At 60.4% G+C, this 23,825-nt stretch carries 22 protein-coding genes and 1 tRNA gene; 12 read left to right on the plus strand and 11 right to left on the minus strand.

All coding sequences use genetic code 11. From position 1 onward, the window contains the following. Positions 1-62: 62 nt before the first annotated feature. On the plus strand, positions 63-617 hold the full coding sequence (locus ACQ5ID_RS12935; RefSeq protein WP_429912849.1) for a DJ-1/PfpI family protein: 555 nt from the start codon (positions 63-65) through the stop codon (positions 615-617). A gap of 78 nt (positions 618-695) precedes the next feature. Here ACQ5ID_RS12935 and ACQ5ID_RS12940 read toward each other — a convergent pair whose 3' ends face one another. Both ACQ5ID_RS12940 and ACQ5ID_RS12945 read right to left on the minus strand, forming a co-directional pair. Further along, positions 696-2,024, minus strand: a complete 1,329-nt coding sequence (locus ACQ5ID_RS12940; protein ID WP_429912850.1) for a spinster family MFS transporter — start codon at positions 2,022-2,024, stop codon at positions 696-698. A 158-nt stretch (positions 2,025-2,182) separates the two neighbouring features. Further along, positions 2,183-4,441 (minus strand): TonB-dependent receptor, encoded by a 2,259-nt coding sequence (locus ACQ5ID_RS12945; RefSeq protein WP_429912851.1) that lies wholly within the window; start codon positions 4,439-4,441, stop codon positions 2,183-2,185. A 131-nt stretch (positions 4,442-4,572) separates the two neighbouring features. Here ACQ5ID_RS12945 and ACQ5ID_RS12950 point away from each other — a divergent pair, with 131 nt between their 5' ends. Genes ACQ5ID_RS12950 through ACQ5ID_RS12960 form a run of 3 tightly spaced genes read left to right on the plus strand, consistent with a single transcriptional unit; the run spans position 4,573 to position 7,156 of the window. Then, the gene (locus tag ACQ5ID_RS12950) at positions 4,573-5,331 is read left to right on the plus strand and encodes a TetR/AcrR family transcriptional regulator (protein WP_429912852.1); all 759 of its coding nucleotides are present in this window, start codon (positions 4,573-4,575) and stop codon (positions 5,329-5,331) included. Next, on the plus strand, positions 5,328-6,197 hold the full coding sequence (locus tag ACQ5ID_RS12955; RefSeq protein WP_429912853.1) for an alpha/beta fold hydrolase: 870 nt from the start codon (positions 5,328-5,330) through the stop codon (positions 6,195-6,197). The genes ACQ5ID_RS12950 and ACQ5ID_RS12955 overlap by 4 nt, the downstream gene beginning before the upstream one ends. 26 nt (positions 6,198-6,223) lie before the next feature. Beyond that, entirely contained in the window at positions 6,224-7,156 is a 933-nt protein-coding gene (locus ACQ5ID_RS12960; protein WP_429912854.1) for an alpha/beta fold hydrolase, read from the plus strand. A 12-nt stretch (positions 7,157-7,168) separates the two neighbouring features. Here ACQ5ID_RS12960 and ACQ5ID_RS12965 read toward each other — a convergent pair whose 3' ends face one another. Continuing rightward, positions 7,169-7,609, minus strand: coding sequence for a hypothetical protein (locus ACQ5ID_RS12965; protein WP_429912855.1), 441 nt, complete (start codon positions 7,607-7,609; stop codon positions 7,169-7,171). Between the two features lie 212 nt (positions 7,610-7,821). Continuing rightward, the gene (locus tag ACQ5ID_RS12970) at positions 7,822-8,901 is read right to left on the minus strand and encodes an Mrp/NBP35 family ATP-binding protein (RefSeq protein ID WP_429912856.1); all 1,080 of its coding nucleotides are present in this window, start codon (positions 8,899-8,901) and stop codon (positions 7,822-7,824) included. 200 nt (positions 8,902-9,101) lie between these two features. Here ACQ5ID_RS12970 and ACQ5ID_RS12975 point away from each other — a divergent pair, with 200 nt between their 5' ends. From ACQ5ID_RS12975 to ACQ5ID_RS12990, 4 genes are all read left to right on the plus strand, one after another. After that, positions 9,102-10,868: a peptidoglycan-binding protein gene (locus tag ACQ5ID_RS12975; RefSeq protein ID WP_429912857.1), complete on the plus strand. Its 1,767-nt coding sequence runs from the start codon at positions 9,102-9,104 to the stop codon at positions 10,866-10,868. A 61-nt stretch (positions 10,869-10,929) separates the two neighbouring features. Next, a complete protein-coding gene (locus ACQ5ID_RS12980) occupies positions 10,930-11,616 on the plus strand; it encodes a hypothetical protein (protein ID WP_429912858.1) in 687 nt (228 codons plus the stop codon). A gap of 126 nt (positions 11,617-11,742) precedes the next feature. Continuing rightward, positions 11,743-11,833 (plus strand) — tRNA-Ser (locus tag ACQ5ID_RS12985). Positions 11,834-11,961: 128 nt separating this feature from the next. Then, a complete protein-coding gene (locus ACQ5ID_RS12990; RefSeq protein WP_371393140.1) occupies positions 11,962-13,227 on the plus strand; it encodes a DUF6538 domain-containing protein in 1,266 nt (421 codons plus the stop codon). On the opposite strand, the gene ACQ5ID_RS12995 is transcribed toward ACQ5ID_RS12990, so the two are convergent. The 3 genes from ACQ5ID_RS12995 to ACQ5ID_RS13005 form a co-directional block, all read right to left on the minus strand. Continuing rightward, entirely contained in the window at positions 13,197-13,358 is a 162-nt protein-coding gene (locus tag ACQ5ID_RS12995; protein WP_371393141.1) for a hypothetical protein, read from the minus strand. The two genes, ACQ5ID_RS12990 and ACQ5ID_RS12995, sit on opposite strands and share 31 nt — an antisense overlap. Before the next feature lie 98 nt (positions 13,359-13,456). After that, positions 13,457-13,837, minus strand: a complete 381-nt coding sequence (locus tag ACQ5ID_RS13000; RefSeq protein ID WP_371393142.1) for a hypothetical protein — start codon at positions 13,835-13,837, stop codon at positions 13,457-13,459. After that, on the minus strand, positions 13,837-14,202 hold the full coding sequence (locus ACQ5ID_RS13005; RefSeq protein WP_429912859.1) for a ribbon-helix-helix domain-containing protein: 366 nt from the start codon (positions 14,200-14,202) through the stop codon (positions 13,837-13,839). The genes ACQ5ID_RS13000 and ACQ5ID_RS13005 overlap by 1 nt, the downstream gene beginning before the upstream one ends. 1,199 nt (positions 14,203-15,401) lie before the next feature. On the opposite strand from ACQ5ID_RS13005, the gene ACQ5ID_RS13010 reads away from it, so the two are divergent. From ACQ5ID_RS13010 to qatD, 4 genes are all read left to right on the plus strand, one after another. Further along, a complete protein-coding gene (locus ACQ5ID_RS13010) occupies positions 15,402-17,183 on the plus strand; it encodes a KAP family P-loop NTPase fold protein (RefSeq protein ID WP_371393145.1) in 1,782 nt (593 codons plus the stop codon). A 270-nt stretch (positions 17,184-17,453) separates the two neighbouring features. Beyond that, entirely contained in the window at positions 17,454-17,951 is a 498-nt protein-coding gene (locus ACQ5ID_RS13015; protein ID WP_371393146.1) for a hypothetical protein, read from the plus strand. After that, positions 17,948-19,255 carry a Qat anti-phage system QueC-like protein QatC gene (qatC, locus tag ACQ5ID_RS13020; protein ID WP_382437099.1) on the plus strand — a complete coding sequence of 436 codons (1,308 nt, stop codon included), beginning with the start codon at positions 17,948-17,950 and terminating at the stop codon, positions 19,253-19,255. The genes ACQ5ID_RS13015 and qatC overlap by 4 nt, the downstream gene beginning before the upstream one ends. Continuing rightward, positions 19,252-19,992: a Qat anti-phage system TatD family nuclease QatD gene (gene qatD, locus ACQ5ID_RS13025; RefSeq protein WP_371393150.1), complete on the plus strand. Its 741-nt coding sequence runs from the start codon at positions 19,252-19,254 to the stop codon at positions 19,990-19,992. Before qatC ends, qatD begins: the two co-directional genes overlap by 4 nt. 276 nt (positions 19,993-20,268) lie before the next feature. Here the strand turns inward: qatD and ACQ5ID_RS13030 are convergent, their stop codons facing one another. Genes ACQ5ID_RS13030 through ACQ5ID_RS13045 form a run of 4 tightly spaced genes read right to left on the minus strand, consistent with a single transcriptional unit; the run spans position 20,269 to position 23,600 of the window. After that, positions 20,269-20,688 (minus strand): helix-turn-helix domain-containing protein, encoded by a 420-nt coding sequence (locus ACQ5ID_RS13030; RefSeq protein ID WP_429912860.1) that lies wholly within the window; start codon positions 20,686-20,688, stop codon positions 20,269-20,271. 15 nt (positions 20,689-20,703) lie between these two features. Beyond that, positions 20,704-21,147 carry a hypothetical protein gene (locus ACQ5ID_RS13035; RefSeq protein ID WP_429912861.1) on the minus strand — a complete coding sequence of 148 codons (444 nt, stop codon included), beginning with the start codon at positions 21,145-21,147 and terminating at the stop codon, positions 20,704-20,706. Further along, a complete protein-coding gene (locus tag ACQ5ID_RS13040; protein ID WP_429912862.1) occupies positions 21,137-23,137 on the minus strand; it encodes a hypothetical protein in 2,001 nt (666 codons plus the stop codon). The genes ACQ5ID_RS13035 and ACQ5ID_RS13040 overlap by 11 nt, the downstream gene beginning before the upstream one ends. Beyond that, complete coding sequence (locus tag ACQ5ID_RS13045) at positions 23,130-23,600, minus strand: hypothetical protein (RefSeq protein ID WP_429912863.1); 471 nt, start codon at positions 23,598-23,600, stop codon at positions 23,130-23,132. Before ACQ5ID_RS13045 ends, ACQ5ID_RS13040 begins: the two co-directional genes overlap by 8 nt. Positions 23,601-23,825: the final 225 nt, after the last annotated feature.

Consider the following 23,825-nt stretch of genomic DNA (forward strand, 5'->3'; position numbering starts at 1 on the left):
GCACACACTGACATCTGTTCACAAGCAGCCTTGCGCGAGGGCGCGCGAGGCCAGGAGGATTTATGACCCCATCAAAACGCCATTTCCGTCATCAACGTGAGCCCCGTCTGGATATTGCCCGTGTCGGGGAATCCGGCACCGTTCTGGCGCTTGCTGCCGCCGGATTTTCGGTCCCTGATCTGAACGCTGCCGCCAGCGCGGCCGAGCGCGCAGGGTACCGGCTGAAGGTTATTTCAAGCGCGCGGGCTCTGGTCTCGGGACGCACCGAAACCGGCGAGGAGATGAACTTCGTTGTCGATAGCGGAATTGACGATGTAACGGCCGATGAAGCGGCCGGACTGATATTGCCGGGCGGACGGCGCGCGGTTGATGCGCTGAACGATTCCAACGCGGCGCTGCGCCTCGTCCAGGACATGTTCGCCAGCAAGCGCCCCATCTTTGCAGCCGCAGAATCGCTCGCCATGCTGGCGGAAGTATCAGGCAAGGAGATCGGCGAAGCTGACGCAGCACTCGCCCTGAACGGCGAGGTGTTTGCAGCCAGCGGCGAAACCGCCCGCGATGATGTCGCCAAGGTGTTTGCTGAATCGCTGCAGACGCAGGCGTCTGAAGCCGCATAGCGCGCGCCGGCCCTGAAACAGGAAAGCCCCGGAGCATCACGCTCCGGGGCTTTTTTGTCCGGGATTGGCGATAAAGCCCTATCCTTCCCAATTCCTTGGCAGCCAGCGCGCCGCGAGGAACATGAAGCCAGCCGCGACCAGATAGAGGCTCGACCCGATCAGGATAGAATAGCGCAGCGATTCATCGCCAAACGTGGGTGCCAGCATCGTCGACAATTCGCCGAGCACATAGATCCCCACCCCGATCCCCAGCAGATTATTGATGAGCAGGAAGATGGATGAGGCCACGGTGCGCATCGTGGCCGGCACCAGATTCTGGAAGGCCGACAGGACCGGCCCCAGCCAGGCCAGTGCCAGCGCGTTGGGGATGATGAACACGAAGAAGGCAATCGTTGCGTTCGGTGCCAGCACGCCTACCGCATAGAAGGGCATGGTGAACAGGAAGGCGATACCCGGCACCAGCGCGTACCAGGCCTTGGACTTCTTGCCGACCCAGTCGGAAATGAAACCGCCAAGCACGATCCCGGCGCTGCCGCCGATAATAAGAAGGCCACCGAACATCCAGCCCGTGGTGACCAGATCAAGGCCATAGGAGCGCGCAAAAAAGCTTGGCACCCAGAAGAACACGCCATAGCCCATCATGGACGAGCAGGTCGCGCCGAAGGTGAGGAACCAGAAGGCGGGCTTCTTCAGCAGAACGCGGATGACGGCAAAGAAGCTCGGCTTGGCCGCCTTGACGTCCAGCTTGACGGTATCCAGCTGGCCACGCGCAGGCTCGCGCACTGTCAGGCGGAAGATCGGCGCAAGCAATACACCGGCAAGACCGACAATGATGAAGGCCCAGCGCCAGTCCAGCCCCTCGCCGATATTGCCGCTGGCAATCTGCGCGCCTGCGATGACGCCAAACGCACTGCCGAGCGGAATGCCGAGCGAATAGAAAGCGAGCGCGCGTGCGCGTGCCTGCGGCGGGAAATAGTCGGCGATGAGGGAGTAGGACGGGGCCACCCCGCCTGCCTCACCCACGCCTACGCCTACACGCGCAGCAAAGAGCTGCCAGAAATTCTGGGCCATGCCGCAAAGCGCGGTAAAGCCACTCCATACGGTGAGCGAAACGGTGATGATCCATACCCTGTTGGTGCGGTCGGCCAGCCAGGCAATCGGCACACCAAGGACGGAGTAGAGGAGCGCAAAGGCAATGCCGCCCAGAAGGCCGAGCTGGCGGTCGTCCAGCCCCAGCTCCTCGCGTATCGGGATGGCGAGGATGGAAATGATCTGCCGGTCGAGGAAGTTGAACGCATAGACCAGAAACAGCATCACCATCACATACCCGCGATACAGGTTGGATGGTGGCTTGGGCACGGTGGTCGCAGCGGCTACACCCGGCGCGCCCGGCAGCGTCTCACTCATGGAATATCCCCCGGCAGGTAATGGTCCCGTGCTGATCGCGTCAGCATCTCTTCATGGCATTCTGACCCGCTGGCCTCAGTGTGCAAAAGAAAAACGCCGCCGGAGCTGCAAAGCATCCGGCGGCGTCTTTCCAGCCGTCCCCCGGCCTTTAGGCTGTCCTAGTAGCGGGCGGTGAAAACCAGCCGCCAGGTACGCGGCGCGCCGTAATAGACGGTGCGGATATTGCCCACCGAGGAGAAGTCCTGACCATCGGTGCGATAGACTTCATCGGAGAGGTTACGTCCGTAGAGGCCGATCGAGTAATTGCCGTTCCGGTTGGTCCAGACGGCGTTGGCGTCATAGAGCCAGTAGGCGTCCTGGAACAGGCCCTCGATCTCGACATTCGAGTCCACCGGCGTGTTGTCCACCGCCAGCGCCATGCGCGAGCGGTAGCGGGCCGAGCCGGACAGGCGCAGCGTGCCGTTGTCGGCGAGATCGAAGTCGTAAGCCGCGCCGAAACGCGTGGTCCATTCCGGCGAGAATGCCGGTGTCTGGAACGCGCGGCTGCCACCAAAGCTGACGAAGCGAGCATCGTCGAATTCGCCATACTCCGCGTCCAGATAGCCGATCTGGGCATCCAGAAGCAGCTCGGGAACCGGGCTCCAGGCCAGCTCGGCCTCAAAGCCGGAAATCTCAAGGCTGCCCGCATTGAGAACCGTCAGCTGCGGAACCGGCAGGCCGGTACCCGGATCGGTCACGAGGCCGGACACACGCGCCTGGAAGTCGGTATAATCGTTGTAGAACACCGTGAAGTTGGCCCGCAGCGTGTTGTCGAGCCAGTCAGTCTTCACGCCGAGTTCATAAGACGTGACGGTCTCGGGATCGTAGGGGGCCTGCTCACCGGGATTGTTGGCGCGCCCATTAAAGCCGCCTGACTTGAAGCCCATCGCGATACGGCCATAGACCAGCACATTGTCCGAGGCCCGGTAGTCCAGCGAAATCATGGGAGAAGTGTCGGTCCAAGTCTGGCGGATATTGAATGCCAGCGCCGGATCGACGGTCAAGCCGGGGAAGTCGGAGAAGGTCGACGTGGTGCGGAAGTAGTCCTTGCGTTCCTCGGTATAGCGCACCCCACCCGTGATGGAGAGACGGTCAGTCAACGCGAATGTCGCGTTGGCGTAGAGCGCCCAGCTGCGGGTCTCCAGATCATCATCGATCGTGCGCAGGAACGTAAATCCGCCCGGACCGGTCAGCAGGTCATCGGCGAACGCTTCCTGATGCGATGTGATATTTTCCAGCATGTAGAACACGCCGCTGACCACCGTCAGGCGTTCGCCCTCATAGTTCAGCTGGAATTCCTGACTGATCTGATCCTGGTCGACGGCCACGAGCACATCACCGGTTTCGAGCGGCGTGGCATCGATATCGATGTAATCTTCGTACTCCAGCTCGCGGTAGGCCGTGATGGAGCGCAGGGTGAGATTGTCCGACAGCTCCCAGTTCATGGTGAGCGCGGTGCCCCAATGGGTCATCTCGGTAGAGTTGGGGAGTCCTGGTGTCGGGGTGGCGGTGAAGTCATAGGCCGGAACCGGCGTTGGCACCGGGAAAATCGGCACGCCGAACAGTGTCGTCAGCGTATTGATCGGCTGGCCCATGACCAGCGCGTTGTTTTCACGCGACCAGTCGGCATTCCAGTCCACGGAGAAGTTCGGGGCCGCATCCCAGGCCAGCGCCACACGCGCCGCCGAGGCGTTGCGGTCATTATAGTCTTCACCGGTGACGGGATTGGTGACGAAACCGTCCCGGCCCGTGCCAAACAGGGCGACGCTGCCGGCCAGGTTTTCGGCCAGACCGCCGGAAACCGATGCGCGTGCCTCCCAGAGTGAGTAATTGCCCAGCCCGACCTGGAACTGGCCACGTGTCTCCTGGCTGGGGCGGCGGGTGATGACGCGAAGGGCGCCGCCAATGGTGTTCTTGCCGTAGAGCGTGCCTTGCGGGCCACGTAGAACCTCGATGCGTTCAATGTCGAACAGATCAAGCTGCGTGCCGCGAATACGCGAGAAATAGACATCATCGACATAGAAGCCGACCGCCGGATCAAAGGTCTGCAGCGCATCCGGCTGGCCTATGCCGCGGATATAGATGTTGGTGGCGTTCGACGAACCCCGGCCCTGAACAATGTTCAGGTTGGGAACTGCGCCCTGCAGGCCCGTGGAGTCCGTTACGTCGATCCGCTCCAGCGCGGCTTCGGAAAACGCCGATACAGCACCGGGAACATCCTGAAGGCTCTCTTCAGTACGCCGCGCCGTAACCACGATCACTTCGCGGTTTGCGCTGGCACCCGTCTCCTGAGACAGGGCAGCCGGTGTCATGAAGGCAAGCGGTGACACGCCGGCAAGCGCAGCGGCCACACCAAATGTGCGCAGTTTCGTTTTCATGGTGATCCTCCCAATCGAATCATCTGGCGCCTGATCCATGCCAAGCGTCTCGCCGCGAATTACTTTCAACGTTGAATGAAATGTCAATTGGTATCACACTCGAAGCGAGTCACGAGCTGAGGAGTGAGGCTATGCGGCAACAGATTGCCATCGACGCGCGCGGCGAAACGGCTAAAAGTCGCGCCATGGCCACACGTACAAAAACCCGCCCGCAAAACCGCCGTGGCGAGAAGACCCGCGCTGCCCTGCTGGACGCCGCCGAATCCCTGTTCGCGGAGACCGGGTTTCACGCCGTGACCGTGCGCGAGATCGCGCGCAAGGCGGGCGCTGACCCGGCCCTTGTCACATATTATTTTGGCGGCAAGCGCGAGCTTTTCGACGAGGTGCTGCTGCGCCGCGCGACCGAGCTGAACGCCATCCGCCTTAAAGAGCTGGAAGAGCTGGAAGCCAATGCCGGCCCGGACGGCCCGACGGTGGAGGAGATCATCAACGCCTTCACCCACCCGCTTCTGGACCGTACCGCCAATGGCGGGCCGGGCTGGAAGAGCTATTTTGCCCTGATCGGCCAGATCACCAATACGCCCGAATGGGGCGCGGCGGTGATGAACAAGTATTTCGATCCCATCGTGATCCGGTTCCTCGAAGCGCTGCGCCCGAGAATCCCGGACTGCACGGAGGAAGACCTGTTCTGGAGCTATCACTTCCTGTCAGGCGTGCTGGTCCTGACCTTCGCCCAGACCGGCCGGATTGACGTGTTGTCGAAGGGCTTATGCAAATCCTCGGATATTGCCAGCGTGCACGAGCGCATGCCCGGCTTCATCGCGGCAGGCATATTGTATCTGCAGGAGCGCTCACGCGCGCAGAAGAATGGCGGAGCAACCAGGGCATGAGCGTGTTCTCACAGCATTATTTCACGGCACCTGACGGCATCTGCACCGCCTACCGGCGCTATGATGCAGGCCAGAGCGGCAAGCTTCCCGTGCTCTGCCTGCACGGGCTGACGCGCAATAGCCGCGATTTCGAGGAGGTTGCGCCGCGCGTCGCCGCGATGGGCCACACCGTCATAGCGGTGGATGTGCGCGGGCGGGGCCTGTCGGATCGCGGCACACCGCCGGACAGCTATAACCCGGAAGTCTATGTCAATGACGTGCTGGGCCTTCTGAAGAGCGAAGGGGTCGACAAGGTGATCTCGCTTGGCACTTCGATGGGCGGGATCATGACCATGATCCTTGCCGCCAAGCGCCCCGAATTGCTCGCTGGCGCCCTTATCAACGATATCGGGCCGGAGCTGGACCCGGCGGGCCTGAACCGTATTGCAGGTTATGTCGGCCGCACCACCAGCGCATTTGAGAACTGGCACGAGGCGGCAGAGGCTATCCGCGCGGTCAATGGCGAAGCATTCCCCGACGAGACGGGCGAGGCGTTCTGGCTGGCCTTTGCGCGGCGCACCTGCCGGGAGCTGGAAAGCGGGCATGTCGAGCTGGATTATGACCCGGCCATTGCCGAGCCCTTCCGCCAGCCCGACCGCGCTCTGCCGCCTGACATGTGGCCGCTCTATGATGCGCTGGCCGGTGTGCCGCTGGTAGTGGTGCGTGGTGCGATCTCCGACCTGCTCTCCCGCGAGAGCTTTGAAAAGATGAAGGCCCGCCATCCGGACTTTACCGGGGTGGAGGTGCCGCGCGTGGGCCATGCGCCGCTACTGACCGAGCCGCCTGCACGCGCCGCAATTGACGGCCTGCTGGCACGGCTGAGCTGACAGGCAAGCAACAGGGGATAGGGGCGATGCGCGGATTTCTGCTGACCATTCTTGGCATTCTCATCCTGCTGGCGGTGGTGGCCATTGCCGCCTTTGTCTGGCTAACGCGAACCCCTGAGCCGGCACCGCCGCCCGAGCCTGCCGCTGGCGAACGCACCGTAGAGGCCGCCGGGATGAGCTGGCGAGTACGCGAAGACGGACCGGCAGACGCACCGGCCATCGTGCTGATGCACGGCTTCTCACACTCGCTGGAAGGGTTTGAGGGCTGGGCCGAAGCCCTGTCGGACAGCTATCGCGTGATCCGCCTTGACCTGCCGGGCCATGGCGTGACCGGCCCGCACCCCGGCGGCGCCTACTCCAATGAAGACACCGCCGCCCAAGTGGCCGAACTGCTCGACGCGCTGGCGCTGGAGCGGTTTGTCATTGGCGGCAATTCGCTGGGCGGTCTGGTCGCCTGGCGCTATGCGGCGGCCCACCCGGAGCGCGTGGCCGGGCTCGTCCTGGTCAGCCCCGGTGGCTATTCAATCAATAATGTCGGCGATGAACCCGTAGAGGTGCCGCTGCCGGTCCAGATGTATCTGCGCCTCGCGCCCGATGCGGGCGTGCGCATGGCCACCGAGACGCTCTATGGCGATCCGTCACGGCTGAGCGACGCACGCGTGGCGGAAATCGCCCAGATGATGCGCCAGCCTGGCATTGGCGAGGCGCTGATCGCCCGGCTGCAACAATTCACCCTGCCGGATCCGCAGCCCGTACTGGCCACTATTGCGGCCCCTGCCCTGATCCTCTGGGGCGCGGAAGATCGCATGATCCCCGCAGAGCATGGCGAGCGCTTTGCCGACGCCATGCCCGACGCACGCCTCATCACCTATGAGGGCGCGGGCCATGTGGCGATGGAAGAAATCCCGGCCGAGACAGCCGCCGATGTGCGGGCGTTCCTTGAAGAGGTGGAGTGGTAGAAGACGGAATCACTACAACAAATCAAGGCATATCACCAAAGCAAAAATGCCCGTTGAAACGATCAAAATGGAAGCCAAAGACCACAGTATATTTTGTGTTTTTTTGTACCCTGAACCCGTGCCTATCCCTTCAAAATAATTTAACTTTTTATCTTTTTCAAGTTTATACATTTCATTTATATTGAGCGCCTTCATTGCCGCGGTATAGTCCTTTCCGAAGCGCTCATAAGAGGAATGATCAGAATCAATTTTATCACACGTGACTTTGCATATTAAAATTGAGAAAAATAACACAAACAAAAACAAGCCAACAGCAATGTACTTCTGATTTTGGGGTGGATTTTCTGGAAATAATATGGACAACACAATTGCGCCTGATGCCGCCGCAATGCTCATTAATATGATAACTGCGTTATTGTTGTGACTTATTTCCGATTGGTGATAGGCTCTCATCCCGTCGAACAATTCTCTTTTGTGTGATATAAGTGTGTTTCGGTCCAATGCATCCTCCTCAGCGCACATATGCTTACCTCCCACTACTTTTCGACAAGCACTAAAATCTGGGCACAAAAAAGTGATTTAGTCGCACTCAATATTGTCAATTAAAATGAGTCAACGATTAAGCATGGAGTATAAATTAACTCCGATGCTCCACAATTGGAGCCCTACTCCTCGAACACGATCTCCGGCGCCGGGCGGTTCGCCGTCCGGGCCGTCTCCAGCATGGCGCTGGCTGCGCGCTCGAACGCACCGGCCAGCGGCCCGTCCTCCAGCGCGACAAGGCGGCCCGCATCGCTAGCTTCACGCAAAGACGGGTGAAGCGGTATCTCGCCCAGAAACGGAATGCCCATCTGTTCGGCCTCGGCGCGCGCACCGCCGCGCCCGAAAATCTCGCTTCCCTCACCGCAATGCGGACACAGGAAGAAGCTCATATTCTCGATCATGCCGAGCACCGGAATCTCGGTGCGTTCAAACAGGGCCATCGCCTTGCGCGCATCGTCCAGCGCCACGGTCTGCGGCGTGGAGACGATCACCGCGCCGCTGATCGGCATGCCTTGCGCGATAGCCAGCTGTGCATCGCCAGTGCCAGGTGGCATATCGATAATGAGTACGTCCAGCGGACCGTCGCCGCCATCCCAGTCGACTTCGCTCAAGAACTGACGGATCGCGCCCGTCACCATCGGCCCGCGCCACACAACCGGCTCACGCTCGCCAACCAGAAACCCGGTCGAGACCAGCTTCACGCCATGCGCGCGCAGCGGTTCGATACCGGCATCGGTCTTACGCAGACCGGGCGCATCCGTGAGGCCGAACAGGCGCGGCGCGCTGGGCCCGAACACATCGGCGTCCACCAGCCCGGTACGCAGACCCTGGCGCACGCAGGCACCGGCCAGATTGGCCGCCATTGTGGACTTGCCTACCCCGCCCTTGCCGGAACCAACGGCGATAATCACCGGTGCGGGCGGCCTGACGGGCGCAGGCTCGCTGCGTCTGGCGGAGGGCGCGGACTGACGTTCGCTCTCAACGATGACCCTGACCCGCTCAATATCCGGAATTTCCAGCAATGCCGCCTCGACAGCGTTGCGGACACCGGCTTCATCGGTGGCACTCGCATCCTCCGGCGGCGCAAGAACCACAGTGGCTACACCCTTGCGCACATCAATGGCTGAAACCCGCTGATGCACCTGGGGGAGCTGCGTTTCGAGCGCGCGGCGGGCTGTCTGGGCTGAATCGTCCTGCATCATTTGCTGATAGACCAGCTCGCCTCGCGCATCTACCGGCGCTAGCGGCTGCCTTTATGGTTAATTTTTATGGATCGCATGCAAAGCTGGTGCGTTTCCACTTCCAGAGGAAGGCCCGCACCGCTATGGTTAACAGATGATTACCGCGTGCGGGCTGAGGGGAAAGGCTGGCTACGGTAGCCGCGAGGGGAGTTACAAGCACAATGTCGAGGGAGGGCGATTCCCGGTATTCGCGGCGGCAGGACGACCCGGTCAATCCGATGGTCGTGCTGTTGTCGGTCATCGTGCTGCTCGTCATTATCGTGATCGCGGGCTACGTGATGTGGCCGTGCAGCGACCGGCCCGGCAGCTTCAAACCCTGTCAGATTGACCGCTTTCTCCTCGGCACGGCGGTAGAGGATGCCTGCCGGCGCGAGGGGCAGTTCACACAGTTCGGCGACCTTCAGCACAGCTCGTTCAGCGCTGATCCCATTCAAATTCCGTCCCGCTATGCCGGATCGCACAACGGGTTTGCGTCCCACCGCACGCCGGGACCGGAAGTGCTGGGGCGCTTGCCATCAGGCCGGCCTGGCGTCGGCACGCTGCGCCAGCGCGAACGCGCCACGATCAACTGCGGATGCGTGAGGGACCAGCTTGTTTCACTGGGCGGAAGGGGCGGCCTGTCACCGGAAGCCGAACTTATCATTTACCGGCTGCTGGAGGTGGAACGGCGTCCCCTGTCGTTGACCAATCTGATGCAGTTCCTCCCTCCGCGGGACACCGCCAGGGTGCAGCAGGCCATGTACAATCCCGCCCCCGGCGGCTGCCGGGAGCACATTCCCCCGCTTGGCGGCACCTACCCGCCCCGGCCCTGGTATGTGCGCTGGGACATGTGCGGCTTTGAGGATGGCGACCAGCACCGGCCACGCGCGGCCCTCTATGTCGATGTCAACCGCGACTATTATGAATGCATGTCGCGGGAAAATGCCGCCCGGCTATATGCCGAAGGCGCGCGCTACTGGCTGCTGCTGGGTGATGCAGAGCTCGCCCGCACCGACATTCAGTGCGTATGGGACAGCGAATATGACGGGTTCTGCCCCGGCGGTTTCCGCGACGGCTATACCTATCTGCGCCATAATGACTACGAACCTGTCCAGACCGCGCTGGATCTTGCCATGCAGAACTGGCGGCGTGCGTCCGACTGGGGGCGCCATTTCGGCGCGCAGGCATCGCTGATGGCCCAGCGGCGGCTGCAGGCGCATACCGTGCAGTGCCAGAGCTCCCTGGACGGTTCCAGCCTGCGCCGGATATCACGCTTCGGCCCGGACGGGGTTGGCGAAGTGATACGCTTGTCCCTGCGCCAGCGTGCGCTGACCTCGCTGGGCTACCATTCCGGGCCGATAGACGGCTATTACGGCCCCGAAACACGCGAGGCGGTGCGCGGTTTCCAGCGCGAGCTGGGCTTTGACGAGACCGGCGCCCTCACCCCCCGCCAGACCACGCTATTGATCTGCCATGCGGCCCAGACCGCCCGCGAAGCCAGCGTGCAGAACACGCTCGGCATCATGTATGCCACCGGGCTGGGCGTGGAGCAGAACACCGATCTGGCGCTGGAATGGCTGGAAACGGCTGCCCGGCGCAATGATGAAGACGCCTATTTCAACCTCGCCATCATCTACGGAACCGGCGCGGTGCTGGGCAGCTACCGGCTTTGCGGCATTATCGAGAATTTCGAACGGGCCGAGTCCTATCTGGCGGAGGCGGCCCGGCTCGGTCACCCGGTCGCCCGGCGCTGGCGGAGCAGCCCGGAATACAACCGCCTGCCCTCACCGCGCGCACGCTGGGAAACCATAGCCGAGCGCATCCGGTCAGCGGCCATCGAGGGCGGGGGCGTGTTCTACCTTGAGTGGGAGGACCGCCATGTGCGCCTTCCCGACATTGATCTTCTGCCGCCCGGCTGTCTGGACGCCGAGCGGTTTCAGGGGCGCTGACAATGATCATGCACGCGCTGTCAGACCCTGTGCGCCAAACCCAAGTTGAAGGATGTATGCCATGAGCCTGGTCCGGATTTCAGCCACTCTTGTAGGCTTTTCGCTACTGGCGGCCTGCGCTGCTCCCCAGCAATCGGTCCCGGCCCGCGATGTCCATGCGCTCGAGACGGCCGAACGCATCTGCAATATCGGCAGCCTGACGCAGGAGTATAACCGTCTGCGCAACGAGGCGCGCACCGTGGTCACGCCCTCGCACTGGACCTCCAACTGGATACTCGCGCCCTGGCCGAGGACCTATTTGGACAGCCATTCCAGCCAGTCATCGAGCCGGGATGAAGACGTGAACATCCGCCCGCCCTTCGGCCCGTCCACCCCGACCATCGATCTGGTGCGCACCTTCGAGGTTGACCTGGACGCGTCATACCGGGCCTCCACCTCGTCCTGCCAGGCCTATGCCGCGTGCATGTATCAGAACCGCTATAGTGAAGTGCATTGCCAGCGCTCCGCCGCAGACTGGCAGATCGCACAAGACCGCTTCCAGAACCTGTCCTACCGCCTGGCCGATGTGCGCGTGCAGATGGCCCAGATATGTCCCGACTGCCCGCCGGCCATTATCGTTCCCCGCCATCGCCATTACGGCTATGGCCATGGCTATCCGCCGCGCCACTACGCGCCCTACCGGCGCGCGCGCCATTGCGAGGATTATATCGGGGGTGTGTTCACCACCAGCTCCTGCCGGCGCTACTAGCCCCCTGCCGGACCACCAGGTTCAAGGCCAAGGCGGGCGACGCCAGCGCACGCGGTGACCACTTTGTCAGCGTACGCGGATATATGGGCTTGATCGCCCTTTGCCATAGCGGCTAAACCGGCCAGTGGAGAGGTGGCCGAGTGGTCGAAGGCGCTCCCCTGCTAAGGGAGTATACGCCAAAAGCGTATCGAGGGTTCGAATCCCTTCCTCTCCGCCAGATTTCCGCAAAAACCACACCCGCAAATAATTGATTGTAATCACAATTTATGGAAATTAACTTTTCCACTCGATTTGCATTGCTTCGATGTGCTACACATTTTGCTGCACAATTTGCGGGGCAGAGCGATGAATATCACCCGGCGTGGGAGCACGTTTTATCTCGTCCGGCGGGTACCGAGACGCTATCAGCGGGTCGAAAAGCGCGCCACGATCTGGATAAGCCTGCACACCGATTCTGAAAGCGAGGCGCAGCGCAAGGCTCCGGCCGCTTGGAGCCTGATGGAAGCTGCTTGGGAAGCGCGGCTTGCTGGAGACAGCGATGATGCCGAGCGCCGCTATGAAGCGGCCCGCGATCTCGCGGCCATGCGCGGCTTTCATTATCTGCCAGCGCAGAAGGTGGCAGCCTTGCCCCGTGAGGAACGCCTGCAACGCATGGAAGCTGTCCTGCGCGATGGCGAACCGGACCGGGTTGAAGCATCGGCCCTTCTTGGCGGCGTTGAACAGCCTGCCATCACGGTCAGCCGCGCGCTGGAACTGTTCTGGACGCTCGCGAGGGACCGCACTCTTGGAAAGAGTGAGGATCAGCTGCGCCGCTGGAAGAACCCGCGCATAAAGGCGGTCCGCAATTTTCTTCAGGTGGTGGGCGACAAGGCGATCAGCGAGATCACGCCCGATGATGTGCTCGAATTCCGCCAATGGTGGATCGACCGGATTGAAGCCGAAGGGCTGACCGCCAACAGCGCCAACAAGGATTTCACGCATCTGGCCGATATGCTGAAAACCGTGAACCGGATGAAGCGGCTGGGTCTGGTTCTGCCCTTTACCGATGTCGCCCTGAAAGAGGGCGAGAAACGCACGCGCCCGCCCTTCTCGGTGGGCTGGATCAGGACGCGGCTGATGGCTCCCGGTGCGCTGGATGGGCTGAACACCCAAGCGCGCTGCCTGGTGCTGGGCATGATCAATACCGGCTACCGGCCAAGCGAGGCGGCGGGGCTTTTAGCCGAGCATATCCGGCTCGATACCGATATTCCCCATATCTCGATCGAGCCGGCCGGGCGTCAGCTGAAAAACGCCACCAGCAAACGCGTCATTCCGCTGGCCGGGATTTCGCTGGAGGCGTTCCGGGCCTGTCCTGACGGATTTCCGGCTTATCGCGGCAAGGACAAGATCAGCGCGACCGTGAACAAATATCTGCGCGAGAATGGCCTTCTGGAAACGCCCGCACACAGTCTTTACGGCCTGCGTCACAGCTTCGAGGACCGCATGATCTCTGCGCACGTGGATGAGCGCGTGCGCCGTGATCTTTTCGGGCATGCCTATAACCGCGAACGCTATGGCAAGGGGGCTGATCTGAAGCATCTTCACAAGGTCGTTTCCAGTGTCGCCTTGTAGGCGCGCTCAAGCGCTTCCAGCTCCTCCAGATCCCGCTCAAAGGCGCGGAATATCGGCAGATAGACCGGATCCTCGCGCACCAGCTTTGCTGCCGCGATATGAGCGCGCCGCACACGGGCAAGTTCGCTCAAACCCTGCGCCGGTAAAGCCCCTCGCCCCTTCCCGGTCTGGCCGGAGTGTTGCGGCGCCGAACGGGCAGGCTTGGCCCCTGGCGGGGCGCAAGTGCGGTTCATATCCCGCCCTCCGGCCTGACCCTTTGTCCCGCAGGACGCACGCTAAATCCGGGAGGGATTTGAGGCCCAATGCCGATGCGTTCGGCGGGCATGCGCACATTGCTTCTGTCATGGCGTGCGACGGCAAATTCGCGGTTCGAACCAAGCGCGGTATTCAGCCGCGCCATGTTCACTGACATCCAGTTCTGCTGGTCGACCGGGTTGGCGTGCTGAGTGATCAGATAGAAGGCTGTGCCCATCGTAGTGATGACGCAGAGCACGGCCATAAGGCGCACGATCTGGAGCGACATGCGCGCCGTATGGATGAAGACCTGACCGCCGCGCAGCCATGAGGAATGGGCAGCATTGCTTCCAAGAGAGGTGTCGTGCCTTCTCATTATGCGCCCTCCCCCTCGATCCATTTTTCAGGATTGAGGGCGCTGATCGCGGTACACAATTCGAGCGGCGTGAGGACGTTATCGGCGCCCATTCTCACGGCCGCCTGGACCACATCTTTCTTGTGAGAATCGGGCCAGTTTTCGACCTGGGCGGCGATGAGTGCGAAGCTCAGCCAGCGCAAGGTTTTGAGCATTTCCCGGCGTTCGGATGCGCCCTTGAGATGCTCGCGAATAGCGGTTCGGATCAGCTCTGGCCGGGAATTGGCCAGCCCTGACTGAACGCCATAATCAAGCTGCTGAAGAAGATCCGCATCGATACGGAAGCGCACTCTGGGCGCGCTATCGAGGTCGGGGAGATTAGTCATATTGCCACCCTTACTGGTTATGTAAGGACAGCGGGACTTGAGACAGCTTCATTCAAGCATAGGGATAGCCGGGACGCAACTCGTCGAGCGGCAAGACACAGCCGCTGAGAGGGGGAGGGCCGCGTGCGGCCCTGGGGGAGGCCGGGACCGGCCCATGTGGGGGCCGCCAGCGGCCTAACCTAAGCCATTGAATTTACTGAAGTACAGAAAAACGTCCCATTCGGACCTTAAGGCGTTGTCGCCTTGGCCCTGAAGTCGCGTATCGCATATGTCCATGTAATAACAGTTCCTTTTCGTCTTGCGCAGCAAGACGGCACGGCGTGCATACTGTGTGATAAAAAACCAATGCGCTGATGCGCGGGCGGCGCAGCCGCCCGTACCGGCTAACAGTCGCAAAGGGGAACGGGGCCACATCGTCAGAACTGTTGTCGCGATATTGCCGGTGGCGAAGACTGGATCGGTACGCATGGCGACCAACCTCTCCGTCTGGACGGGAGAGGATCACACCCCTCATAGGGATGTGAACACGTCAGCGTTCTATCGGTGCGGATCGCGGCGGGCCGAAATGGGCGCTCATGTCGCGTGCGCGCGTTCACCCGGTGCCGCGAAAAAACCGCTCCGGGTAAGCGGAAGAAAACCGTCGCGCACCATGCCCAAAAACGAAGCCCAAACGGCCCACGAGCTGGCCCGAAAAACATCCCCGCCAAAGTGGATTTGCCGGAGAGAATGGACGCAAAAAACTAGTCCCCGGCGATCAGCGCACCTCACAGCGCCATACGGCCCTGCGCGTCGATACCGGTGGGCTTACGCCGCCACTTCCCGGGAAGGCGTTGGCAAGGCACAGCGGGTTCACAAAAGGCTGGGGATGGGATAGACTGAGGGAGTGGGGATTGAGCTTTCGCCCGACCCCCGTTTCTCTAGAACGCGATGAGAGAGACCCGGAGTCTAACTTGCCAGCTAGTCCGGGTCTTTTTCATTGGAAAAGACGCCGCCGGATTGGCGTCAATCCGGCCATCAGCGGCAGCGGCATACAAAACCAGTTCGCAGCATATCGCCGCCGTAAGGGACGTACGCTGAGCGCGCATCCCGGTGCGCTGGGGAACAGAATTTGATTGCGCTCTTAACGCCCTCACCTCCCCACATGCTTTGGAAGCAGGCTTAGGGTAGCATCGGCACGGATCCGATGACATGGTCTCGAAATGTGGGCAGATGCTGAAACCGATGTCGATTATCTGAACTACTCCGAAATTGCGGAGCTGGTCACCGAACTTATCACGGACCCCGATCTTCTACCCATCTCGCTGGGCGTTTTCGGCGGATGGGGTACAGGCAAATCCAGCACATTAAATCTAGTGGAGGCGCAGCTCGCAGCTGCCGACTCGCCCCCCATCATCGTCAAGTTCGATGCTTGGCTCTATCAAGATTTCGATGATGCCCGCGCGGCATTGATGTCAGTGATTGCTCGCTCGCTTTATGCGGCAGCACCAGAAACCCTAAAGGACAAGGCCGTAGGCCTCATTAAACGGGTCAACAAGCTCAGACTTCTGGGTTTGGCCGCAGAAGTTGGCGCGCTCGCCTTCGGCGCACCGGCCTTTGGCGTTGCGGCACGAGGCGTCGAGGCTCTGGGAGATGTCGCCAAAGGTAAAGCAGACGCCAAAGATATCGAAGCTATCCGCACCGCGGCCGAAGATGTACGGGAGCGTCTGACGGAGCTCGTCGGACCAAAGTCTGATCGGACACCGCCTGATGAAATTGATGCCTTCCGAAAGGAGTTCGGGGATCTATTGGGTGCCCTGGACCGTCAGCTAGTGGTCTTCATCGATAATCTAGACCGATGTCTACCCACCAACGCCATACATACACTGGAGGCGGTACGGCTATTTCTCTTCATTCCACGCACGGCCTTTGTCGTCGCGGCTGATGAAGATATGATCCGGCACGCGGTGGCCCAGCACTTCAGTAATCCAGCCAAGCGGCATGTCTCCGACTATCTGGACAAACTGATCCAGGTCCCAGTACGCGTTCCTCGGGTAGGGGTGCAGGAGGTCAGAGCCTACCTATTCATGCTCTATGCAAGCCGGTCCAAGGTCGAACCAGAGAAACTAGAGAGCCTGCGGCAAGCTCTGATCGGCAACTTGCAACGAACTTGGCAATCCGACGAGCAAATAACAGTCGATTCTGCTCTGAGCAGGCTCAGCCGAAGTGGCGATGAGGAATTGCAGCAGGCATTCAGCATGGCCGACCGAATGGCGCCGTTGCTGGCAAAGGCTGCACGAGTATCAGGCAATCCGCGCATCGTTAAACGGCTCCTAAACGTAGTTCGGATGCGGTCCTCAATCGCGCGGCGGCGATCCATGCCGTTGGACGACGCCGTTATCGCAAAACTCGCTTTGTTCGAGCGATGCACGGACGAGGCCGCATCCCTAGCGCTTCATACGCTGATCAATCAGGCTGAGGGAGGCAAGCCAGATGCGCTACGCCGCATCGAACAAAACCAGCCGGTATCCGCGACCGATACGTTGCCGGAAGCTTGGACTAACCATCTACCGTTTATAAAAGATTGGGCGATCCTTGAGCCGCGCCTGTCGGGCGTCGACTTACGTCCGGCAGTTTACCTCGCGCGTGAGACCGTGCCCGTCCAGATCGCGACTTCTTCGGCATCTGCCGCGCTAATAGCGGCCGTCGACATTCTTTTGAAGGTTGCGACGATAGCATCACCTGCTGCAAAGGAGGCTTTGGACGCGGTCCCAGCCATAGAACATGTAGCTCTCATGGAAGCGGTCATTGCTGAGATGCGCAAGAATTCGGATTGGGCCAAGGCTCGATCCGACTTCCGCGGGGCGACCTTGATTGCATCTCGCTCACCAGAGGCGGGATTCCTTTTGGCGAGATTTATTCGTTCGCTACAATTGTCCCGGTTGCCACCTTGGATGTCGACGATGCTCAAAGATGCCGACTGGTGGAAAAATACCGCGAAGTAGGGAGTGAACATGGGGACATCTTCATCGAGAGGCGGGCGGTCAAGTGATCGACCATTGGTTCCAGCCCATGCCGACGCTAATCCCGATCAGCCATTGCCGCAGCCCGAAGGCCAGCGCTTTCGTGGATTCCGGACAGAGTTTGGTCGCGCAGTAGCAGGAGCGGGCCTGGGCTCGTTCAACTCCGCACTCGGAAAGTACGCACGGAACGCGACAGGCGGTGTCAGCGTTGGGCCCCGGCGCTTTGGACCAGCATATACCGCTGGTGGTACGTTGATCGACGTTCTGGGGCAGCTGGCGACGACCGGCACAGCTGAGATAAACGGGACCGATCTCTCAGCGTTACTGGGCCAGCCTCTCCAGCAATGCGCTGAAACCATTGCCGAGCTCCTCGCACCTGAAAACGCCGATAGAGACCTCATCCGAACGGCGATGCTCGCCGCGATTATCGAGGCTCTCCCTGATGTTGAGTTTTTTGAGCCGACCGCACTTTCGCCTGATCAAATCATTGCACTACTTGTGGAGTTTCACGCCCAAGTTCTCTTCCAAGAAATAACCAATGATGCAGGAGACGCGTGGAATAAGTCCGAAAGCCCGGAACGAACTATCGAAGCCGAGTCCGAGTTCCTTGATCTCATTCGGGCCGCAGTAGATCGTCACCTCGCGCCGGCTCTCGCGGATGGACTGGCACATGCCTCCCGGCTCGAGGTCGAGGCACTACAGCGCCGAGCCATGGACGATATCTGGACCGAGTGGTCTACCCAACAATGACTCGTATTATTTGTCATGTGGACGCAAACGCGATCCCACTGGTCGATGTCCCAGGCACTGTCTATGTCCATCTCTACGGGAGCCAGCCAGTTCGTGCTGGGACCGGCTCGATCGGGAACCAGGCAAGAGATGCTTTGATGCGCTTGGGTGCTGCGCCCCGCACTGCCGCCGTCGATCTGCTCTCTATCGCCTTAGCGGTCACCGCAGCTGACACCTTTATCAGACGCGCAGATGCGGACGATAGCTGGGCCCGAGATATTGAGCTTCATGTTCCATTGATCCGACCGCAGCAATGGAAGCCATTCACAAATGACCTCGAGCGCATGCTGGGGTTTCTTACCGGCGACATGTGGCGGCTCGAGCTGAAAGACGGCGGTCAACGAGCGCCTACTCGGCTTGATATCAAGGATCGGAGGGCCCAAGCGAACATATCAAAAGTCGATTTCGTCTCTCTGTTCTCCGGCGGGCTAGACAGCGGGATCGCAACACTGGCAGCGATGAGCGCCGGAGAGCGGCCCCTTCTCGTCAGTCATGCCTATCGCGGCGATGCGACCTACCAGGATGCAGTGGCAAAGCTTCTTCCCGCAAAGCCCGAGCGGCTTATCGTCAATGTCCACCCTCAGATTGACACGGAACACGAAGACAGCATGCGCGCCCGCAGCTTTATCTTTTTGGCGCTCGGCGTCTTAGCTGCCGATACCGTTAGCGAATTCAAAGGCAAAATGATCGACCTGCGTGTCCCTGAAAACGGGCTTATCGCGTTAAACCCGCCCCTTACGCGTCGCCGAATTGGCAGCCTCAGCACGCGCACGACGCACCCACATTATCTGTCGAAATTCCAGCAAATAATTAACAGAGTCGACCTCCGGGCGAACATCATCAATCCGTTCGAGGCCATGACGAAGGGCGAGATGGCCAAGAACATGGTAGCGGTTCCCGGATTCGAGTCCTTCGCTTCCGCGACCGTGTCCTGTGGAAAGTGGAAACGGAAAAAACAGCAATGTGGTCGATGCGTGCCTTGTCTGATCCGACGCTCATCTTTATACGCGGCGAATGTCGATGACAAAACCGAATACACCTTTCCAGATCTCCATGCCGTTCTGGCGGATGAGGAAAATAGGGATGACCTACTTTCCATGATGACCGCTATAACCCGGGCACAGAACAACAATCTATCGCGCTGGGTGGCGCAGAGCGGACCAATGCCGGAAGATATCGCCCGCCGCAACGTCCTAGAGGACGTGGTCCGACGAGGGTTGGCGGAGGTCGCAGCTTTCTTGCGAGATACAGGACTGAAAGTTTGATCGACTTCCATTGCCATCTCGATCTTTACCCTGACCCGGAACTTGCAGCGGAGGATGCAGGGCGAGCGCGAATTTTTGTGCTCTCGGTAACCACAACTCCAAGGGCATGGCGCAAAACCTCTGAACTTGCTCGCCCTTACCCCCGAATTCGCACTGCGCTAGGACTGCATCCGGAGCTCGCGCACGAGCGTTTCGAGGAGCTTCCATTGTTTGAGGCGCTAGCTCGCGAAACGCGGTATTTCGGTGAGATCGGACTGGACGGAAGCTCAAAGTACCGAAGTATGCAACATCGTCAGGTTCAAGTCTTTGAGACGATTCTGAAAACGGCGACCCAAGCAGGCGGACGCATCATGTCCATTCACAGTCGCAACGCAGCTGCGGAAGTTCTTCAGTCTCTCAAGAAGCACGGTGACGCTGGCATTCCGGTTCTACATTGGTTCAGCGGCACGTCATCCGAGTTGGAGACCGCTATCCGCCGAGGATGCTGGTTCAGCGTTGGTCCAGCAATGCTTCGCTCCAAAAAGGGGCGGGAACTGGCGTTGCGTATGCCCAAGCATCACGTGCTAACCGAAACCGATGGCCCCTTCGCCAGAGACAAGAGTCGCCCATTACAGCCGGTGGACTCCTGGGCTGCAGTTTCTGAACTCACTTCAATATGGCGCGTGACTGATGAGGTGGTGCAGGCTCAATTGGCGTCCAACCTACGCCGTTTGACGGCGCAGATTGCTGAGCCCTAACTTTCCTGTCTATGCTTTCTGTGCTGGTCCGTATGCCTTCTCCGAGATAAGTCCACGCTACTATAAGTTTAAAAACAAAAGCGAAACAATGAGGCCGACGGAGTCCCGTGAACCTGGACCATTGAATGGTAGAGTCCATTGAAAAGAGGGTGGATTATACGCAAGAGCCGTTATTCAGAGGAGTAGATCATCGGCATGCTCAGGGAACACTATGTCGATCCCCACAGCAGCTGCGGACTTTATCGAGAACAGGCATATTCCTGATATAAATCCTGCTTATATATCCTCACTAGGTTTCGTACCCAGAGCGCCAGCCAGCTGGAGTATATGCCGACGGACCTTGGGATCGTCGATGCGGTTAAATGACTGGGCGAGTTCAACGCCCTCACGGCTCCCGATAAACGCCGAAATCGCTTCTAACTCCTCCTTGGTACGCTGAGTGGGATCAACAGCCTGGTCAAAGTCCTCGTAAAAGTAGCCAACGGGCACCCCCAAGGCGCGGGCCAGCTCATAAAGTCGGCCGGCGCCGATGCGGTTCGTCCCATTTTCATATTTCTGCAGCTGCTGGAAGGTGACGCCCAGCTTTGCGGCCAGAGCCTGTTGGGACATCTGTATGACCCGGCGGCGCAGCCGGATGCGAATACCCACATGCCGATCAATGGGGTTGGGTGATCGAGGACCAAGTTTTTCCGCCATGATGCGCCTCCGTCTCTAGACCTTCTCGCGATCACCATTTTCGATGACCGGATCACAGGATGCCAGCTCGCCGGTCTGCCGGTGTCTGACGATGATCTGATAGCGGTATGACTTCATAATCTCGCAGGCGTCGTCGAGCACGATACTTCTGCGTTCGGGGTCTCCGAAGCTTACCTCGAAATCATCCGATTGCGGGAAGATGGCGAGCCCCGGCCAGGTCTTGCCGTCCAGCTCGAATTCGTGGAACTCCCAGTCCTCATCAGCCAGTGCAAAAACAAACCGCGTCGGATAGTTTGCCTGGAAGTCGCCAGAGCCCGCACCAACGTAAACCTTATGGGCGGTCTCCCCCGCGCCGCCAGCGACCTCCTGATACGGGAACACCCGTACCAGAATGTGCAGGATGTTGGGGCCTTCATGGCCCGCTCCGGTAAAAATATCGGTGTCGCTTTTAGCCGCCATTTCCTGTCCTTTCCGCGTTCAGTGTCGAAACCGTCTCTGGAGCATCGGGACGCTCCCAGAAACGCACAAAATCGGGGCGTGCATAGCCTGTCTCTTCCAGCCCCGTACGAATGGCCATGGCCTGATCGCGTGCACCGGCAAGCCAGTAGACCCGTGAGGCCAGATCACGCATTCGCAGTTCGTGGACGGTGTCGATATCCCCGATCAGCGACAGCGCTTCACGCAAGACACGCTGTGTCTCCGGCCTGCCGAGCGCAACAAACGCGTCATGGCGCAACAGGTGAGCCCTCAGGGCGAGCAGGCGCGCATTGGCACGGCTAGACGTCAGCTCCCGGGTCAGGCCGGCAAGCGCATTGGCCGCGCTGACGGCGGCCGCGTCATAGGCATGAGCGGCCAGAGCGACCTGGCCACTCAGGACATCGAAGCTGGCATTTTCGAGCACGCGGCCATCGTTTGCACCTTCCGGATCACGAGACATGCGCAGCCGCCGCGCGGCATCAACCAGCAACTGCGCCCGGATGAGCGAGCCTTCGAACATCGCTATTTCAGCGCGGTCACGTTCGACGCTCAGCCGGAGCCGAAGATAGCGCGCATTCTCCGGGTCGAGTACAGCAAGACGTTCCAGCGTGGTGGACGCTTCCTCCAGAGATCGCGAAGCAGCCACGATGTCGCCGGTGTCCACCCGCAGTGTCGCCTCGGCGTGCAGGGCGTTGGCCAGCCGGAAGGCAGTCAGATTGTTGCCAGAATCATCTGCCAGCTGCCTAGCGTGGACCTGCGCTTCGCGCCGGCGCGCGTCGCCGGCCTCCCCCAGCTGGCCACTGGCCCGGTACGCGTCGGCTGTCCAGCCAAGCGCATTGGCCAGTTCACCAGCGTACTCGCCATACTCGCGCTCCAGCTCTTCATATCCAGCAATCGCGGCGTGCAGATACTCGAGTGCCTGATCAGGCTCCTCGCTCTCCACAGCCATGACAGCCGCACTCACATTGGCGCGCACCATCCGTAAGCGCGCGTCGCGGTCTTCTGGCGTGAGTGCGAGGAGAGCATCTGCGTGATCCCGGCTCGTATCCAACACCAAACGTGCCCTCGCGAGATCACCGGCGCGATAGGCGGAAATGCCAGCCGACGTGGTCAGCTCGGCCAGAGCCAGCAGGCTCGCTGCATCAGGTGGAGTGTCGTGCAACTGGTCGCCAAGGGTCATGGCTGCCGAATAGGCGTGTGCCGCACCTGACAGATTGCCGGACAGATCGCGCGCCTCTGCGAGCCAGGTCAGAAGCCGGATACGCCGGGCCATGTCTTCGTTGGTGGGTCTATATGGCAGACCTCGCTCAAGGACGGCCTCGCTGGCCGCGATCATCACGCTCTGGCGGGCGCTGGCCTGTAGGGGGCCAGCGATCTCGATCAGCTGGACATCTGCAAACCGGATTGCTTCGGCTTCAGCGGTGCGGCTGCGTTCCAGCTCATTGCCAAGCTGAACGTTGAAAAGCCCGAGCGTGAGGCTGATGGCAATGGCGGCGGTGAGAGCGATGAATGATGTCCGCAGATAAAGCCCGCGCCGTGTCTGGGGGCGGCCTGCGCCTGCCATGTTCAGAAGTTTTTTGCCCACCGCCTCGATATCGGCTGGCTCGCGTTCCGGGTAGATGGATCCAGCGAGAAGCGGTGGCGGCAGGGATATCAGAAGCCCTTCTGGTCCGCGGTCGCAGGCGAGAACTGGCGGCAACGCTGGCCCCTCGCTACTGCCTCCAAGCTCCACGCGCAGCAGGCGTTCACGTGGAGCGCTTTTGAGAAACCCGGCAACCGCGCGGCTGACCGCAAGGTCTTCCACCGTCGCGTCCGAATAGCATACGACAAGCCAGCCGGGCACAGGATCGGTCTCAGCATTCCAGCCAACGACCACCGGACTGCGCTGGCGCATCAGCCAGGCTGCCAGCCCCCACACGCGGGCGCGATCGCCATCCGAGCAGACCAGAGCGATGACAGGGGTGCTACTCATGGCCGCCCCCTCCGTTGAGACTCGCGGGGTGCTCGCGGCGCGGTGACCGCACCTGTTCAGGTATGTCGGAACGGAGGTCTTCAGCGAGGTCTGTGATATGAGCTGCCAACGCCGCGCGTTGTTCAGATGACAACGACGCCGCTGCGTAAAGCAACTCGGCATAGGCAATATCGAGCTCTCGAATGGAGCCGGGGTCAACGGGCACAAATGAAGTGATGGGCACGCTCAAAATGCGCGCAATCTCCACCGCTTCTGGAAAGCTCGGATCGACGCCATCATAAATCTGCATGAGACGTGCAAGTCCCAGGAACTCGATCAGCTCCTGCTCGGCCGAGAGTCCGCGGTGCGACGCAATAAGCTGAACGCTCGCCCCGAAACTGGGCAACGAGAATTTTCTGGTTACCTCTTCGCCCCGTCCGGCCAAAATCCCAACCCGGTCAACTGCCCCGTCAGAATCAATCATGTGTAGCAATTCGCCTCTCACGCAACCCTTGAAGCTTATTTTGCATCTTATGCGAGCATATGACAGGAAAACACGCGACAGGTAAAGGGCTGCACCTTGGCCATCCCGTCATGCAAAGGGGCTTACGGAGTAGCGCTTGAGCGTCCATGCTGGCTGGGCAGGTTTCGCCGCGTCTGGTTTTAGGGGGGCAACCTGTCTTGAGGGGGTGGTGGTTTGCTCATCATT

This window comes from Glycocaulis sp. (assembly GCF_050485565.1).
In the GTDB taxonomy this organism is placed as follows: domain Bacteria; phylum Pseudomonadota; class Alphaproteobacteria; order Caulobacterales; family Maricaulaceae; genus Glycocaulis.